Here is a 15,200-nt window from a genome sequence, read left to right as displayed (position 1 = left end):
TTGGAAATAACAAATCCCATAAACACGCACAATAAACTGTTGATAACAGATTTATATTACCGTATAAAATGCATAAATTACATTTTATAACATGTTGGGTGCAATTAAAAAAACAATAAACTAAAAATAAAAATATGGCCGAATTTAGACTACCGTCTTCATCTTACAATGAATTGACAAAATTAATCAAAGCTTATAGTTCAAGCCCAAAAGGCGCCAATTTAGATGACATAAGTCAATCAACTGCTATTCATAGGGCTATAGTAAGTAAAAATAGTAAATTTCTTGTTGGCGCTGGAATTATCGAAGGTGGAAACACAAAAAAACCAACTGAATTAGGTTTAAAATTAGGAAGGGCATTGACCTTTAACAAACCTGAAGAAATTATAAAACATTGGCGAACAATTGTGGCCGAAACGGATTTCTTCAAAAAGATGCTTACGGTATTAGAAGTAAAAGGTGGTATGGAGGAAAGTGGCTTTGTTGGGCATATTGAATACTCTTCTGGACAAAGCAAGTCTAAAGATTCTAGAGCGGGTTCAGGAGCTGTATTAGAAATCTTAAAGGAAGCAAATTTAATTGAAGAATCTAATGGTAAAATTATTTCCTCAAATAACCTTGTGGAAACTGAACAAGAAAAAGATGAGGTTGTAGATAATATTGTAGAATCAGTTCATAACGAGCAAGTAAGTGAAGAAAAAACAAGTTTAGCTTCTAAAATGAGTAAAAAAGTATCCTCGGATAGAGGAAACGGTGTTACAATAAATTTAAACATTCAACTAACTGTGCCTGAAACTACTGACGAAAAAGTTTATGATAAGTTTTTTGAGGCAATGAAGAAGCATCTACTCTCATAAAGTAATGACGGATATTAATCAGATATTAATCAACGCTTCAAAATTTGGCGAGGAAGCTCGAAAAATTTTAGGAACTTCTATCGAAACATCTGTAAATAAATTGGATTTTGACATTGGAATACTTACAGCAACTGATGAAGAATTTAATTCGGTTGTTGAATTATTGGACGAATGCAAAGAACTAAATGAAGATTTAAACGATGCTACCATATACTATCAAGGAAGTATCTCAACAGCAAATGGAATAAAAAAGATTATTCTTCCTTATCCAATTTCAATGGGTGTCGAGGCTGTTGTTTCTACGACCAGTAAAATGCTGACTCAATTCAAGCTAAAATATTTGTTTATGGTCGGAATTTGTGCAGGAAATAAAAACATATCTAATATTGGAGATATTATAATTGCAGAAAAATCCTTGAATTATAACGAAATTGTAGAAGTACAAAAACAGGATAAAGAAACTAAAAAGAAGTTTAGGCAGAATGCAGATTCAATAGATAAAAATCTTAAATCACGCTTATCTTTATTTTCAAAACAAATCGACCTCATTACTATTAAATCAGAATATGAAAATCATTCTGATTTTGTAAAGCCCTTAAAATGTCATATTGGACTAATGGTTTCCGGTAGTTCACTCTTGAGAAGTGATATCAAGATTAAGGAAATTAACGAGGATTATCACGGAATTAAGGGTATGGATATGGAGACTAATGGATTTTATTTCACTTCAGCTCATTCCTTGAAAGATTCGAAACCAAAATTTGTTTCTATAAAATCAGTTTCAGATTTTGGAGATTCAACAAATCATAAACTATCTGGAGAAGAAAGGAAAAATTATGCCCTTTATACTTCATCTAAAATATTATTTGAATTCATATTATATCACGTAAAATAACTGCACCCAACACCTAAAATAAAACATAATTTCCCACACTAATTCCTACAGTATAAATTAAAAACCGTATTAAATTTTTGCATGGCTAGATTTAAAAAACACATCTCAATTCCCTCAAAAAATTTAACTAAATCTTATCAAAAAAATCACTTTTTTTGAAGTTCATTTGTAGTGTAATTTGAAGTCTAAAAATTGACACATCGGAATTTTAAAAAGCTTCATTTTTAATATTTTAGGTTGAAAACATTTCTAAACATCTTTCATTTCCTTGCGCTCTCTGTACTGATGTCAGTTTCAGTGAATGCGGAGAATTTGTCTTTTTTAGATACTGCAAATGCTGTTTCAATAGATAAAGAACAATCGGTGCAATCCAAAGTTGCCATTGGGTCACACTTTTTAATTGTTACAGAAGCAGAATCGGTGGTTACATTTCCGCAGCCGGAAAGAGTTCCTTTTTCTTTTGACGATGTTACTTCAAAATCAAATGGCTTACGCATAAGAAGCCAACGTTTGTTTCTAAATCAAGTAAGTAAGTCTCAGTCTTACGACCTTATTTTTCTTGACAACTCCTTTTCTAAGGACATCATTTACCCTTTCCATTCTTTCTGGTAATTACGAGTGTTTTAATTTACGATTAAACTTTCGCAACGTTTCAATGCAAACGATGCAAACTCACTATAGTATCAAAATCAAAAACATTAAATATCATGGAAACAGGAATGATTGTTATCGCAATAATATTAGTATTAGTATGTACAATGCCATTTATACTCATCAAGAGTAACACAAAAAAGAGAGAAAGACAGCTTAAAAAAGCGTTGGTAAATGCCATTTCAAAGGACAACGGCACGCTTTCAGACTATGTAATCAATTATAATTCTGCTATAGGAATTGATAGCAGTAATAACCAGATTTACTATTATAGCAAAGCCGAAGACAGCGAGCGTCTGCAAAAAGTGAATCTCAATGACGTAAAATTTTGCGACGTTGAAAAAGTAACAAAACGTATTAAAAGTGGAAAATCTGAATACGAATCCATACAACGAATTGCATTGGTTTTTACTTCTCAAAACAACGCTATTTTGGACTCGTTTGAATTCTACAATAATGACGACGGTTCCCTACTTACTGAGGAAATCGCTTTAGCAGAAACGTGGAAGAAGAAAGTAAATGAGTATTTACAAAACCATCGTACTACCTCAAATACCTATAATGTTTCAGCAACTACATTGGTATTTTCATAAGTATCACTGAAGCTGAAATAGTTTAAGGTATGTATCGAAAAGAAGGGTTGGAGTATTCCAGTCCTTCTTTTTTTTGCTGAAATTTCTGCTATTTAAGAAATCTAGACATTACACCACTTCTGCAGATAAAAAGCTTTCGATTAAATTTTTGGAGTGCGTGACACTGGGAATTGGAAAATCAAACCAATGCTGTACATCCTTTTCAAAGCCTGCATTGTTTAAATAATTGTGTAACGCAAGATTAAGGCCTTTGGTGTATTTGGTATGTTTGGCTCCTTGCGGGTCTTTGTGCGTTAAATCGTTTTGAGCAAATCCTTTAAATTCTGGACCGGTTATTTTTATGCCAAATTCCGCCGGATTTTTTCCAATCGGGCTGTGAACCGTTGTTGTAAATTGGTGCCAGAATGCAGATTGAATACATTTTTTTTCGAATAGCTGTCTCACGACTTCTAAGGAGTCAATGGTTTCTTGTTCAGTCTGAGTAGGGAAGCCGTACATAAGATACGCATGCACCATGATATTATTTTGAGAAAAATTATGGGTAACTCTGGTCACTTGAGCAATGTCCACCCCTTTTTTCATTTTTGCCAAAAGCCTATCGGAAGCTACTTCTAAACCACCAGTAACTGCAATGCAGCCAGCTTTTGCCATGAGTTCGCAAAGTTCAAAACTGAATGTTTTTTCAAACCGTATATTGGTCCACCAAGTAATACGCACCTTTCTTTCCAGTAGCGCATTTGATAGGGCTCTTAGCATTTTGGGCGGTGCGGCTTCATCCACAAAATGGAATCCTGAAATGCCGGTGTCTTTGACTATTTTTTCAATTTTGTTTACTAAATCGTTTTCCGTTGTGTTTTGGTAATTGCCTATATAATCTAAGTTCACATCACAAAACGAACATTGTTTCCAGTAACACCCGTGCGAAATTGTCAATTTATTCCATCGCGCATCAGTCCACATACGGTGCATGGGATTTACCACATCTAAAAAGGAAACGTATTTTTCAAAAGGCAATCCAGAATAATCTGGCGTAGGTAATTTGCTGTGATGGTAAATAGTATTTGGTAATTTATTCTTGTAAACTACTTCATTGTTTTCTAGAATAAACGTGCGTTCCAATTCATTTACGTCAACATTTCCCTCTATAAAATTGATAATTTTTAACAACGGTCCTTCACCATCATCCAAAGAAATGAAATCCACATAGTCAAAAATTCTTGGGTCTTTGAGTGAGCGTAACTCGGTATTGCAATAGCCACCACCAAAAGCTACTTTTATAGTTGGAAAAAATTGTTTTATAAATTGAGAACATCGCAACGCAGCCACTAAATTTCCGGGAAAAGGAATTGTAAAGCAAACCAAAAGCGGCGTATGTTTTTCAATTTTCTCTTCTAGAATGTTAATCATTTCATCTTCGATGAGCGTAGGTTGGTAGGTCAAAACTTCGTCCAAATGGTCAAAACTACTCGCCGAGGTTGCAATCTGCTCAGCATATTTAGTGAACGCAAAAAACTCGTCCACATTGGCTTGAATGAAATCTCCTATCTCTTCAATAAAAAGTGTGCCGTAATGCTTTGCTTTATCAATGATTCCTTCTTCGCCAGCTTCCCATTTAATGTCTGTGTTTGCTTTTGACAATCGATGTCCAACGGGTAAAAATTGAGGAGCTAATATTTTGTGCGCAGTTTTGATATCCTGCTTTTGAAGAAATGAAATTACCACGTCAACACTTTTAATGTAGTGCTCTTTTTTGTAGCTAACTTCTGGGAAGAAGTGGTTTTTTAAATCGGCAGCTTCTTTAAAGATTGCGCGCAGAAATTCACCGGTAAAGATGGAAGTGAAGAGTTCAATACTTAAATCACAATGTGCAAACGATACTCCGTGTTGCTGCATAAATCCTTTGAGATATGCACTTGCCGGATACGCAGTATTTAACTGTGTAAAGGGTGGCGTGATAAAAAGGATTTTGGTGTGCATAGTACAAAGATAGAATACTACATACTGAAATAATCACTATTCGACACTCTTTTGTTCATTGAAAACAATCAAAGTAATTCATTAAAATTTCAGAAGAAATGAAACCGATATATAATTTATGCCATCAAATCGATTGCCTTTAAGCTATCAATTCTATTTCGTTCCAAGAAAGCGTCAATCGTTTCAAAATGCTCAATGACACGTTTATCCTTAAATTCAAAAACCTTTTCTGAAAGTCCTTGCAAGAAATCACGGTCGTGCGACACCAAAATTAAGGTGCCATCAAAATCCAATAGCGCTTCCTTGAGCACGTCTTTTGATTTTAAATCCAAATGGTTCGTAGGCTCATCTAAAATTAACAGGTTGACGGGCTCCAATAATAATTTGACCATCGCTAATCTCGTTTTCTCTCCACCCGAAAGTACGCCCACTTTTTTATCAATATCGTCGCCTTTAAACATAAACCGGCCGAGGATGTTTTTTATCCCAGTGCGAGCGTCGCCTTTTGCTGCGTCATCGACCGTTTGAAAAACCGTCATTTCGTTATCCAATAATGCAGCTTGGTTTTGAGCAAAATAGCCCACTTGCACATTGTGCCCCAAACTGCAAGTTCCTTCGACTTCAATTTCGCCGAGAATTGATTTTATCATCGTGGATTTTCCTTCTCCATTTCGACCCACAAAACTTACTTTCTCTCCACGTTTTATGGACATATTTGCGTCACTAAATACAACGTGGTCGTCATATTTTTTAGTCAAGTTCTCAACGGTTATAGGATAATCGCCAGAGCGTTGTGCAGGAGGGAAGCGCAATTTTAAGGCTGCGTTGTCAACTTCGTCAATTTCAATAATCTCAAGTTTTTCGAGCATACGTTCGCGTGAGGTTACTTGGTTTGTTTTTGAATAGGTTCCTTTAAAACGTTCAATAAAAGCCATATTGTCTGCAATAAATTTTTGCTGTTCTTGATAGGCTTTTATTTGGTGTAAACGCCTGTCTTCTCTCAATTGTAAATAGTGGGAATAGTTTGCTTTGTAATCATAAATGCGTCCCATTGTTACTTCAATAGTACGATTTGTAATGTTGTCAATAAATGCACGGTCGTGCGAAATTACCATCACTGCATTCGCTTTATTGACCAAAAAGTCCTCTAGCCAAATCACAGATTCAATATCAATGTGATTTGTTGGCTCATCCAGTAAAATCAAGTCTGGTTTTTGAAGTAGAATTTTTGCCAGCTCTATACGCATACGCCATCCTCCAGAAAATTCGGAAGTCAGTCTCGTAAAATCGGTTTGTTTAAAACCTAAACCTTTCAATGCTTTTTCAACTTCGGCGTCATAGTTTACATCTTCGAGCGCGTAATAACGCTCACCTAGTTCAGAAACTTTTTCAATGATGGACATGTATTCATCGCTTTCATAATCGGTTCTAGTTTCTAATTGCTTGTTCAGTTCATCCATTTTGTCGCGCATTTTATAAACGTGACTAAATGCTTTTGAAGCTTCTTCAATTACGGTGGTATTATCTTCAGTGAGCAAATGCTGCGGTAAATAAGCTATGACGGTATCTTTTGGACGGCTCACTTTTCCGCGGGAAGCACTTTGAACGCCTGCAATAATTTTCATCATCGTAGATTTTCCTGCACCGTTTTTACCCATAAGGGCAATTTTGTCATTTTCATTGATAACAAAATTTACATCCTTAAATAGGGTAGTACCGCTAAACTCAACTGCAATATTATCGACTGTGATCATCTTTTTTCTTCTGAAATTTTAAGGATGCGAAAGTACTAAAAATGGATGGAGTGTGTATTGTTTCAACTTGACTTTGGTGTTAATTTCTAGTATATTCGTTTGAGTTAAAAGAAGAAGTCTTGCTTCTTTAATCTATCAGCGCAGCGGTCTTGTTTCTCAATCAGCCGAGCTATTAATAATCAAAACTTTAAAAATGAGCACAAAAGACGATATCCTAAACAAAATCCATTTATTGATTGCCACCAATTTTTCAAGTCCGAAAGACGCTTATAATTTTTTTGACGAAGACGGCAACGGCAAACTAAATAAAAACGAAATAGTCAAATTATTAAAGGAGGCCGAAATTTCTGGTTTTATACGAGGTATGGTCGCTTCAAAACTTATAGAAGGGTACGACAAAGAGGGCGATGAACTCATAAGTTGGTCTGAATTTAAAGCCGCCGTTGATGAGATTAATGAGAAGAAGTAACCTTTCTATCTCTATTTAGCAATTCACTACAAGCAATTAAATGGTCATTGTCACAGGCTCTTTTAAACCAATAAGACGAAGTCTCCGTTTCAAAATGAGGTTTGGAAGATTTTTCTGACCACCAATTTCCCATTTCGTATTGCGCATTGGCATTATTTGAGATCGCCGCATTTTTTATATGGAACAATCCCTTTGCGTTTAATTTTCTTATCTCGAAAGTATCGCTGTTTTCATTTGCTAACTCAAAATATAAACGCCCTAAACCTAATTGTGCTTTTGCAAAATTTTGCTCGGTAGCTTTCTTATAATATGAAATAGCTTTCTCAGTAGATTTTTGAACTAAATCACATGTGTCACTATTGTAGAGATTGCCCAGATTATATTGTGCAAAAGGGTCGTTTGCCTCAGCTGCCTTTTCAAAATAAGCAATTCCTTTTTCAAAATCCTGTGTTACTCCCCTTCCGGTTATATACATAAAGCCCAAATTATACATTCCAAAACTATCATTTTCATACGTGGCAGAGATAAAATATTGCAACGCCTTTAAATTATTTTTAGTCACTCCAATGCCCTCTCTGTATAAAAATCCGAGTTTTGCATTTGCCAAAGGAGTGGACTCATTTTCTAAATCTGTTATCATTGTTTTCAATTTGCTCGATTGATTTTGATGCGCTTCAACGTATGTTCTCCACTTTACTAAATGAGAAGTCTCTGCCGTTCTCTGTATTTTATTTTTTGTTGCCTTTCTTGAAGTTCGCATAGCGGAAATATTAAGTGGGGAAACTCCATTGTTTGATGAAACTAAAGCGATAGGGTGTTGTTCATTTCCGAAGAATTGCGGTGTATTTGAAGCACTCAATTCGTTTTCTATTGCGAGTTGTAATTCACCAGTAGTTACAATCTTGTCATGATTGATATCTGTGGTGATATCATTTAAAATAGAAAGTACTTTTGAAGTATATAAACTTGCGTGTTGCCCAGCGGGTGTAACTCTAAACGCCGTTGTTGCTGTAAACATCACAAAATCATCACTGCCTGAATCTTCAACAATTGCATTTAAATACGAAATTTGTTCTTTTTTTATTGACTTTTCTTTTATCAAGGATCCAGAATAGCAAGCATCAATCATAAAAAGTTGAAACTTTATATTTCTGTCCTTCAAAGATTGCTTAATCCAGGAATAGCTAATGTAAGATTGAGGTTCATTACTGGAAAAGTCGGTAGGTAATAATCCGCCTTTGATCCCATGACCACTATAATAGAAATAGAAGGTACTTTCATTATTTGTGGTATTTAAAAGTTCATTAAATCGTTTGATAAATTGTTCTTTATTTGCATCGAGTAGTACGATTACATTCTGTGACGGAATATTGAAACCGCTGTCACTTTTCAAAAAATATCCAAACCTTTCTGCATCTAATCTACAAGATGCCAGTGTTGAAATGGAAGGGTCTTTATAATGGTCGTTTCCTACTACAAAAGCAAACGTATTTGAAGTAGTTGCTGTTTCTAGATATCCAACTGCAATATTTTTATTCTGAGCATCTGCGAAAATGCCCATAAAAAGACAGAGGAAAAGTGTGTATATGTGTGATGAACATTTCATATTATTGGTTTTTAGTTTTTTCAATTTTTATGAATACGGGTACGTAAATCTGTTGTGTTAAGGATGATGCCCAACTTATCGTACTAAGATGACTAGCTGAATTTAGAGGATATGGGGCCGCCATATTAGGAATTCGCTTTCCAATATCTTCCAGAAATAGCACACCTTCTAAATCATTGTTTAAAATTTGATTTCTAATTTGGTCTCCAATTGGAGCGTTTGAAATCAAAATCATAAATTGTTCTTCGCTCGTAGTCCCAGTAATTTCAAAATACTGGTCTTTCGAAGGTAAATATGTTACCTTAGATTTATTTCGGCTTGATCCTCCTCCAACAATAATTCCTTTTCCAAACGGATCTTGCCAAGATTGCGTATTAGAATCAAAGTAGAAAAAATCTGCATAATCATATCCTTCTAGTTTTACCCAAAAACGGTCTCCGGTTTTGAGTGTTTCGGCTGTTGAAAACATAGGAATTTCAATTTTATCACTTTCGGCTACAATTATGTTTTTAGAAATAGAAGACAATTCAATAGTTGAATCTTCTGGATAAAAGCTGAGTTCTATTTCGCCGTAAGTATTATTGTTTTGCTCATCTGTCCGATTTCTACCAAGTGGTTGAATGTTATTATTTTCATTCATCATTAACGTTTTAGAATATGCAGGTGTATCATTATCTGTGGTAATTGAACGTGAATTTATATTACTTTCAATTCTTGAATTTACTATTGGCGTGGTTTCTAGTAGTGGGTATCTTAGTTGTTTGTCTAATGCATCTGTAGCATATTTCATGGCGAGACTCACAGCTTCTTTTTCTAATTCTTTATCAATTTTACCAGTCGTAAATAAACTTTTTATTGATGTATAGATGGTTTCGCCAATTTCAAGAATCAATATGATTGAGCCTAAAATTCCTGATTTACTATTAGCTTCCTGTGCGGCAAGATTAAATGCGGGAGTGTATTTTGTGTTATATGTATTTACTGCAGATTCAAGTTGATGGATATAGGATTTGTCAAAACGGTCAATAAATTTATTGAGTTTCGTACCTTTTAATTCTTTAAGTGTGGAAAGTGATTCCAAATCATTCTTCAATGCATCAAGTATCGCGTTCATTTGATTGGCATACTCATTATAGGAATGTTGTAAAGCAATCTGGCTTTCTGCCGAAATTTTATTTCCCTGAGACCATAATTTCATGTCTCGATATTGTCCCATAACTAGTTCGTGATTGGTAACAAGGCTTGAAATAGATTTTGACTCATTAATGACATCTAAAATTGTAGCTCCAATTACAGAAGTTTTCTTTAGTTGGGCCTGTATTGTTAAGCAGAATAATAACGCGATGGTAAGTGTAATTTGTTTCATAATATTTTAAATTTTGAAACTAATCTACGTCCGATTCTTAAGTTGTTAAAGAGCCAATGAGTGAAAGTATCTTTTGGGTGAGCGAAAAGGAGTTGTTGATTATATTAAAATATATATATAGCAACAAAGACAGATATATGTAAATACCTTTAATATAATATTAGCTATTGATTACATATACCTTAACACTACTGCGTTTACATTGTCGATATATTTGAGGCTAATAATTCTAACAATTAAATTATGAAAAAAGCAATAGTATTTTTAGCCATTGGGCTATTATTCTCAACAGCGTCAATTGCTCAAGAAATCTCCCAAAATGCCATTGGTATTCGTATTGGCGATAGTGATGGTTTTGGTGCAGAGGCAAATTATCAACGAGCCGTAGGTTCTAACAATAACAGGTTGGAATTTGGATTGGGTATTCGAGACAATCGTAATTTCTCTGCGTTCAAACTGGTTGGTCTTTATGAGTGGGTTTTTAATATTGATGGAGGCTTTAATTGGTATGTAGGACCTGGAGCAGGAATAGGACAAGTTAATGTAAGAGACGGAAGATTCAATACTAATAATGGAAGATTTGAAGATGATAACGAAACGTTTGCTTTTGTCGCTGGAGTAGGAGGTATCGAATACAATTTTGATTTTCCGCTTTTACTTTCATTAGATATACGACCTGAATTTGGTTTTGGAGATTACAGAGATGATTTAGATTTGGATATTGCACTGAGTGCACGTTATCAATTTTAAAAATTATGATTGTAGTACGCATTGTAAGTGTGCAGCTCATTTTCGCGAAAGCTAAAAGATTATATAAACAAAAATCCCGCTCAAATTGAGCGGGATTTTTTATGCGAAATAATAAGAGTTTATAAATATCTTATTTTACTTTTTTTACAATAGCTTCAAAAGCTTCTGGGTGGTTCATCGCAAGGTCTGCAAGAACTTTACGGTTCAATTCGATACCTGCTTTTTTCATACCTCCCATAAATTGAGAATAAGACATTCCGTGTTGACGTGCACCTGCGTTGATACGCGTAATCCACAATGCTCTAAATGTTCTTTTCTTGTTTCTACGGTCTCTGTATGAGTAAGACATTGCTTTGTCTACTGCATTCTTAGCAACCGTCCAAACGTTCTTTCTTCTTCCAAAGTAACCTTTGGCTTGTTTTAATACTTTTTTTCTACGTGCTCTTTTGGCAACGCTGTTTACTGATCTTGGCATTTTTTTAATTTGTTTTTTGTAGCAGGCGATTCATTTTATGAATACTTTCAAATTGCACTACTCCAGGGTTATAAAATTTGTTTAACCGTGAAAACGATTACTTCATTCGAAGCATTTGTTTCACATTACTCTCGTCAGCTTTGTGTACAAGGCCATCGTGAGTTAGGGCAAGCTTACGTTTTTTAGACTTCTTTGTTAAGATGTGGCTTTTAAACGCATGCTTTCTTTTGATTTTCCCAGTACCTGTTAGCTTAAAACGCTTCTTTGCACTAGATTTTGTCTTTTGTTTCGGCATGTTTCCTTTTTTTATTACTATTTCGCATTCTTCCGCAGAGCGGAATATTTTTAGAGCCGTGACTACTGCCACTAACTACTGATTTACTTTTTCTTTGGTGCGATAAACATAATCATACGCTTACCTTCAAGTTTTGGCATTTGTTCTACTTTACCAAGTTCTTCGAGTTCTTGTGCTAACTTAAGCAATAAAATTTCTCCTTGATCTTTATAAATAATAGAACGTCCTTTAAAAAATACGTATGCTTTTAACTTTGCTCCGTCTTTAAGGAACTTTTCAGCATGTTTCTTTTTAAACTCATAATCGTGATCGTCAGTATTGGGACCAAATCTAATTTCTTTAATGATCACTTTACTGGCTTTCGCCTTCATCACTTTTTCGCGCTTCTTCTGCTCGTAGACGAATTTCTTATAATCCATTACTTTACAAACCGGTGGGTTTGCATTTGGAGAAATTTCCACAAGATCCAACTCTTGTTCTTCTGCGATGGCAAGTGCTTTTCGTGTAGGGTAGACCCCTATTTCAACATTGTCACCTACAAGACGTACTTCTTCTGCACGAATTTTTCGGTTTATTCTGTGTTGGTCTTCTTTAATGATCCTTGCGGGACCCCTGCTTCTTTTTCTTCGTATTGCTATGGCTTATATAATTTAGTAATTTCCGCAATTGCGAAAATCTGGTTAAAAATGTAGACGTTAATCTACGTTAAATTCTTTTATCTCGTTTTTAATGGCTTGAGAAATCATATTTCCGAAGGCTTCCACCGTCATCGACCCCATATCTCCATCACTGTGTTTACGTACAGAAATCGTGCCGTCATTCTCCTCTTGTTCTCCTAAAATCAACATGTATGGGATTTTATTCATTTCGGCTTCCCTAATTTTCTTCCCAATTGTCTCATTTCTATTATCGACGAGGGCGCGAATTTCGTGATTTTCAAGCAAATTTAAAACTTTTTCGGCGTATTTCTCATATTTTTCGCTCAATGATAATATTGCGACTTGCTCAGGCATTAACCAAAGAGGGAAATTTCCTCCTGTATGTTCTAGCAAAATAGCGATAAAACGTTCCATACTGCCAAAAGGCGCTCGGTGAATCATAACCGGTTGATGTAATTCATTATCGCTGCCTTTATATGATAACTCAAAACGCTGCGGTAACTGGTAATCCACTTGAATAGTACCCAATTGCCAACTTCTTCCCAGTGCGTCCTTTACCATAAAATCTAATTTAGGACCATAAAAAGCAGCTTCCCCAGCTTCAACAACATATTCAAGTCCTTTGTCTTTTACAGCGCTTAGAATGGCGCTTTCAGCTTTATCCCAAGTATCTACGTCACCTATGTATTTTTCGGGTTTTGATAAATCCCTAACAGAAACTTGTGTTGTAAAATTCTCAAACCCTAAAGATCCAAAAACATAAAGCACCAAGTCTATCACTTTTTTAAATTCTGCATCCAACTGGTCAGGAGTGCAAAAAATATGCGCATCGTCTTGAGTAAAACCTCTTACCCTTGTCAGTCCATGTAATTCTCCGCTCTGTTCGTAGCGATAAACGGTTCCAAATTCTGCAAAACGTTTAGGTAAATCTTTATAAGACCATGGTTTGCTCGCGTAAATTTCGCAGTGGTGAGGGCAATTCATAGGTTTCAACATAAACTCTTCACCTTCGTTAGGAGTTTTGATTACTTGAAAACTGTCTTCACCGTACTTCGCAAAGTGACCAGAAGTTACATACAATTCTTTACTTCCTATGTGTGGCGTCATTACCATTTCATAGCCTGCCTTCTTTTGTGCTTTCTTCAAAAAGTTCTCAAGACGGTCTCGCAATGCGGCTCCTTTTGGCAACCATAAAGGTAAACCTTGACCCACCTTTGCCGAAAATGTAAACAACTCTAGTTCTTTTCCAAGTTTTCTGTGGTCTCTTTTCTTAGCTTCTTCTAGAAGCTCTAAATATTCAGTTAACTCTTTTTGCTTCGGAAATGTAATCCCGTAAATACGTGTTAATTGTTTGTTGTTTTCGTCACCCCTCCAATAAGCTCCAGCGATGCTCATCAATTTTATCGCCTTTATGAAACCGGTATTAGGAAGATGACCACCGCGGCATAAATCAGTAAATGAATCATGGTCGCAAAAAGTGATTGTTCCGTCCTCCAGATTTTCAATAAGCTCTACTTTGTATTCATTGCCTTGTTTCTTATAAAAATCAAGCGCATTTGCTTTTGAGGAAGAACGCATGGAAAACTCATGCTTTCCACGGGCAATTTCTAACATTTTCTTTTCAACAGCAGCTAAGTCCTTTTCTGTAAATGAAACATCTCCAAAATCAACATCATAATAAAACCCCTTCTCAATTGCTGGACCAATAGACAATTTTACACCAGGATATAACTCCTCTAGTGCCTGTGCCAATACGTGGGCCGAAGAATGCCAGAAAGCTTTTTTTCCTTCATCATCATTCCATGTGTACAATACCAAGCTACCATCATTGCTCAAAGGCGTGCTCGTCTCAACCGTTTCTCCATCAAAAGAAGCCGAAATTACATTTCGAGCAAGTCCCTCACTTATACTTTTGGCAACATTCATAGGTGTCGTTCCAGCATCAAACTGTTTTACACTCCCATCGGGTAACGTAATTGCAATCATAGATTTTTAATTTAGACGGCAAAGATAGTATGTTTTATCAATTTTAGAATATTAAAAGAGGGGTAATTCATGGCTCGTTTCAAAAGCTAGAACGAAGATAGAGTCGAGTAGTGGCTGGGAGAAATATTTGTCGTAATTCGGCTAGTTTTTTGGGCGTTACCCTTTGGTAAACTGTCGTGCCTCCACCTTACCAAAGGGTCGGGCTTTCCGTTATATCTTTTTAAAAGCATAAAGAGCTTTTAAAAAGGATGCCACTTCAATCCCTAACGTAAGTTCGTAGCGTTGTTTAAAATTTTGAGCAAAAAAAGAAAACTACCATAATTGTTAAAATAAACCGTAACTATATTTAAACATTTAAATAATAAAACCTCTATAAGTATAACATGAAACAATTTTTGATTTCAATGGTTGGAATACCTGTAGGTGGATGTTTTAAAATCAAAACGGATGTTGGGTAAAAAATAGGATATATATAAAGGTATAATGAGGTTTAAAAATAAGATTTGAGATAAAATATATGTTATCAATGCATTAAGAATTAAGGGCAATTATTTTTAAAAAAACTTGATATTTTATTTGGTTTGAATTGAAAAGAGATTGTACATTTGCACCCGCTTTGAGAGGGAGTTAATGAAGTTCAAAAAAGCAAAACAACGTTCTTTAAAATTTATCTGAAAATTATTTTTAAAAAGCTTTTTAGTTTTAAAAACAGTAGTATATTTGCACCCGCTAAGAAAACGAGTTGAGTGTATGTTTTTGAGGTGTTGAAAGTTCTTTAAAATATTTTTATTTTTTTTTGGTTTAAAGGTTGTGGGTTATCGGAAATGGTTTTACATTTGCACCCGCTAATAAAACGAAGAGTTTGCC

General features: G+C 35.1%; 14 protein-coding genes. 5 read left to right on the top strand and 9 right to left on the bottom strand.

The window, feature by feature from the left end; genetic code table 11:
* Positions 1 to 134 precede the first annotated feature (134 nt).
* Together ACSHW7_RS09655 and ACSHW7_RS09650 are read left to right on the top strand one after the other, a co-directional pair.
* Positions 135 to 857 (top strand): hypothetical protein, encoded by a 723-nt coding sequence (locus ACSHW7_RS09655; protein ID WP_435679145.1) that lies wholly within the window; start codon positions 135 to 137, stop codon positions 855 to 857.
* Between the two features lie 4 nt (positions 858 to 861).
* On the top strand, positions 862 to 1,752 hold the full coding sequence (locus tag ACSHW7_RS09650; protein WP_435679144.1) for a hypothetical protein: 891 nt from the start codon (positions 862 to 864) through the stop codon (positions 1,750 to 1,752).
* Between the two features lie 260 nt (positions 1,753 to 2,012).
* On the opposite strand, the gene ACSHW7_RS09645 is transcribed toward ACSHW7_RS09650, so the two are convergent.
* Positions 2,013 to 2,249: a hypothetical protein gene (locus ACSHW7_RS09645; RefSeq protein ID WP_435679143.1), complete on the bottom strand. Its 237-nt coding sequence runs from the start codon at positions 2,247 to 2,249 to the stop codon at positions 2,013 to 2,015.
* A gap of 210 nt (positions 2,250 to 2,459) precedes the next feature.
* Here ACSHW7_RS09645 and ACSHW7_RS09640 point away from each other — a divergent pair, with 210 nt between their 5' ends.
* Positions 2,460 to 2,996 carry a hypothetical protein gene (locus ACSHW7_RS09640; protein ID WP_435679142.1) on the top strand — a complete coding sequence of 179 codons (537 nt, stop codon included), beginning with the start codon at positions 2,460 to 2,462 and terminating at the stop codon, positions 2,994 to 2,996.
* A 108-nt stretch (positions 2,997 to 3,104) separates the two neighbouring features.
* Here ACSHW7_RS09640 and ACSHW7_RS09635 read toward each other — a convergent pair whose 3' ends face one another.
* Both ACSHW7_RS09635 and ACSHW7_RS09630 read right to left on the bottom strand, forming a co-directional pair.
* The gene (locus tag ACSHW7_RS09635) at positions 3,105 to 4,973 is read right to left on the bottom strand and encodes a B12-binding domain-containing radical SAM protein (protein ID WP_435679141.1); all 1,869 of its coding nucleotides are present in this window, start codon (positions 4,971 to 4,973) and stop codon (positions 3,105 to 3,107) included.
* 116 nt (positions 4,974 to 5,089) lie between these two features.
* Entirely contained in the window at positions 5,090 to 6,727 is a 1,638-nt protein-coding gene (locus tag ACSHW7_RS09630) for an ABC-F family ATP-binding cassette domain-containing protein (protein ID WP_435679140.1), read from the bottom strand.
* Between the two features lie 193 nt (positions 6,728 to 6,920).
* On the opposite strand from ACSHW7_RS09630, the gene ACSHW7_RS09625 reads away from it, so the two are divergent.
* Complete coding sequence (locus ACSHW7_RS09625) at positions 6,921 to 7,196, top strand: EF-hand domain-containing protein (RefSeq protein WP_435679139.1); 276 nt, start codon at positions 6,921 to 6,923, stop codon at positions 7,194 to 7,196.
* Here the strand turns inward: ACSHW7_RS09625 and ACSHW7_RS09620 are convergent.
* Entirely contained in the window at positions 7,180 to 8,802 is a 1,623-nt protein-coding gene (locus tag ACSHW7_RS09620; protein ID WP_435679138.1) for a caspase family protein, read from the bottom strand. The genes ACSHW7_RS09625 and ACSHW7_RS09620 overlap by 17 nt on opposite strands.
* A 1-nt stretch (position 8,803) precedes the next feature.
* A complete protein-coding gene (locus ACSHW7_RS09615) occupies positions 8,804 to 10,168 on the bottom strand; it encodes a hypothetical protein (RefSeq protein ID WP_435679137.1) in 1,365 nt (454 codons plus the stop codon).
* Between the two features lie 243 nt (positions 10,169 to 10,411).
* Between ACSHW7_RS09615 and ACSHW7_RS09610 the strand changes: the two genes are divergently transcribed.
* The gene (locus tag ACSHW7_RS09610; protein WP_435679136.1) at positions 10,412 to 10,918 is read left to right on the top strand and encodes a hypothetical protein; all 507 of its coding nucleotides are present in this window, start codon (positions 10,412 to 10,414) and stop codon (positions 10,916 to 10,918) included.
* Between the two features lie 130 nt (positions 10,919 to 11,048).
* Here ACSHW7_RS09610 and rplT read toward each other — a convergent pair whose 3' ends face one another.
* The 4 genes from rplT to thrS form a co-directional block, all read right to left on the bottom strand.
* Positions 11,049 to 11,393: a 50S ribosomal protein L20 gene (rplT, locus tag ACSHW7_RS09605; RefSeq protein WP_151893710.1), complete on the bottom strand. Its 345-nt coding sequence runs from the start codon at positions 11,391 to 11,393 to the stop codon at positions 11,049 to 11,051.
* A 97-nt stretch (positions 11,394 to 11,490) separates the two neighbouring features.
* Entirely contained in the window at positions 11,491 to 11,688 is a 198-nt protein-coding gene (gene rpmI / locus ACSHW7_RS09600; protein ID WP_435679519.1) for a 50S ribosomal protein L35, read from the bottom strand.
* Between the two features lie 83 nt (positions 11,689 to 11,771).
* On the bottom strand, positions 11,772 to 12,284 hold the full coding sequence (gene infC, locus ACSHW7_RS09595; RefSeq protein WP_435679518.1) for a translation initiation factor IF-3: 513 nt from the start codon (positions 12,282 to 12,284) through the stop codon (positions 11,772 to 11,774).
* Positions 12,285 to 12,383: 99 nt separating this feature from the next.
* Complete coding sequence (gene thrS / locus ACSHW7_RS09590; RefSeq protein WP_435679135.1) at positions 12,384 to 14,333, bottom strand: threonine--tRNA ligase; 1,950 nt, start codon at positions 14,331 to 14,333, stop codon at positions 12,384 to 12,386.
* Positions 14,334 to 15,200: the final 867 nt, after the last annotated feature.

This window comes from Patiriisocius sp. (genome assembly GCF_051252435.1).
Classification (GTDB): domain Bacteria; phylum Bacteroidota; class Bacteroidia; order Flavobacteriales; family Flavobacteriaceae; genus Patiriisocius.
Note: the sequence above shows the minus strand (reverse complement) of the source record. Positions and strands in the feature narration are given on the sequence as shown.

Coding starts and splice junctions, on each gene's coding strand:
- ACSHW7_RS09645 (WP_435679143.1), bottom strand. CDS start 2,249: ATGCGTAAGCCATTTGATTTTGAAGTAACATCGTCAAAAGAAAAAGGA.
- ACSHW7_RS09620 (WP_435679138.1), bottom strand. CDS start 8,802: ATGAAATGTTCATCACACATATACACACTTTTCCTCTGTCTTTTTATG.
- ACSHW7_RS09640 (WP_435679142.1), top strand. CDS start 2,460: ATGGAAACAGGAATGATTGTTATCGCAATAATATTAGTATTAGTATGT.
- rplT (WP_151893710.1), bottom strand. CDS start 11,393: ATGCCAAGATCAGTAAACAGCGTTGCCAAAAGAGCACGTAGAAAAAAA.
- ACSHW7_RS09635 (WP_435679141.1), bottom strand. CDS start 4,973: ATGCACACCAAAATCCTTTTTATCACGCCACCCTTTACACAGTTAAAT.
- ACSHW7_RS09630 (WP_435679140.1), bottom strand. CDS start 6,727: ATGATCACAGTCGATAATATTGCAGTTGAGTTTAGCGGTACTACCCTA.
- ACSHW7_RS09610 (WP_435679136.1), top strand. CDS start 10,412: ATGAAAAAAGCAATAGTATTTTTAGCCATTGGGCTATTATTCTCAACA.
- ACSHW7_RS09655 (WP_435679145.1), top strand. CDS start 135: ATGGCCGAATTTAGACTACCGTCTTCATCTTACAATGAATTGACAAAA.
- ACSHW7_RS09650 (WP_435679144.1), top strand. CDS start 862: ATGACGGATATTAATCAGATATTAATCAACGCTTCAAAATTTGGCGAG.
- thrS (WP_435679135.1), bottom strand. CDS start 14,333: ATGATTGCAATTACGTTACCCGATGGGAGTGTAAAACAGTTTGATGCT.
- ACSHW7_RS09615 (WP_435679137.1), bottom strand. CDS start 10,168: ATGAAACAAATTACACTTACCATCGCGTTATTATTCTGCTTAACAATA.
- rpmI (WP_435679519.1), bottom strand. CDS start 11,688: ATGCCGAAACAAAAGACAAAATCTAGTGCAAAGAAGCGTTTTAAGCTA.
- ACSHW7_RS09625 (WP_435679139.1), top strand. CDS start 6,921: ATGAGCACAAAAGACGATATCCTAAACAAAATCCATTTATTGATTGCC.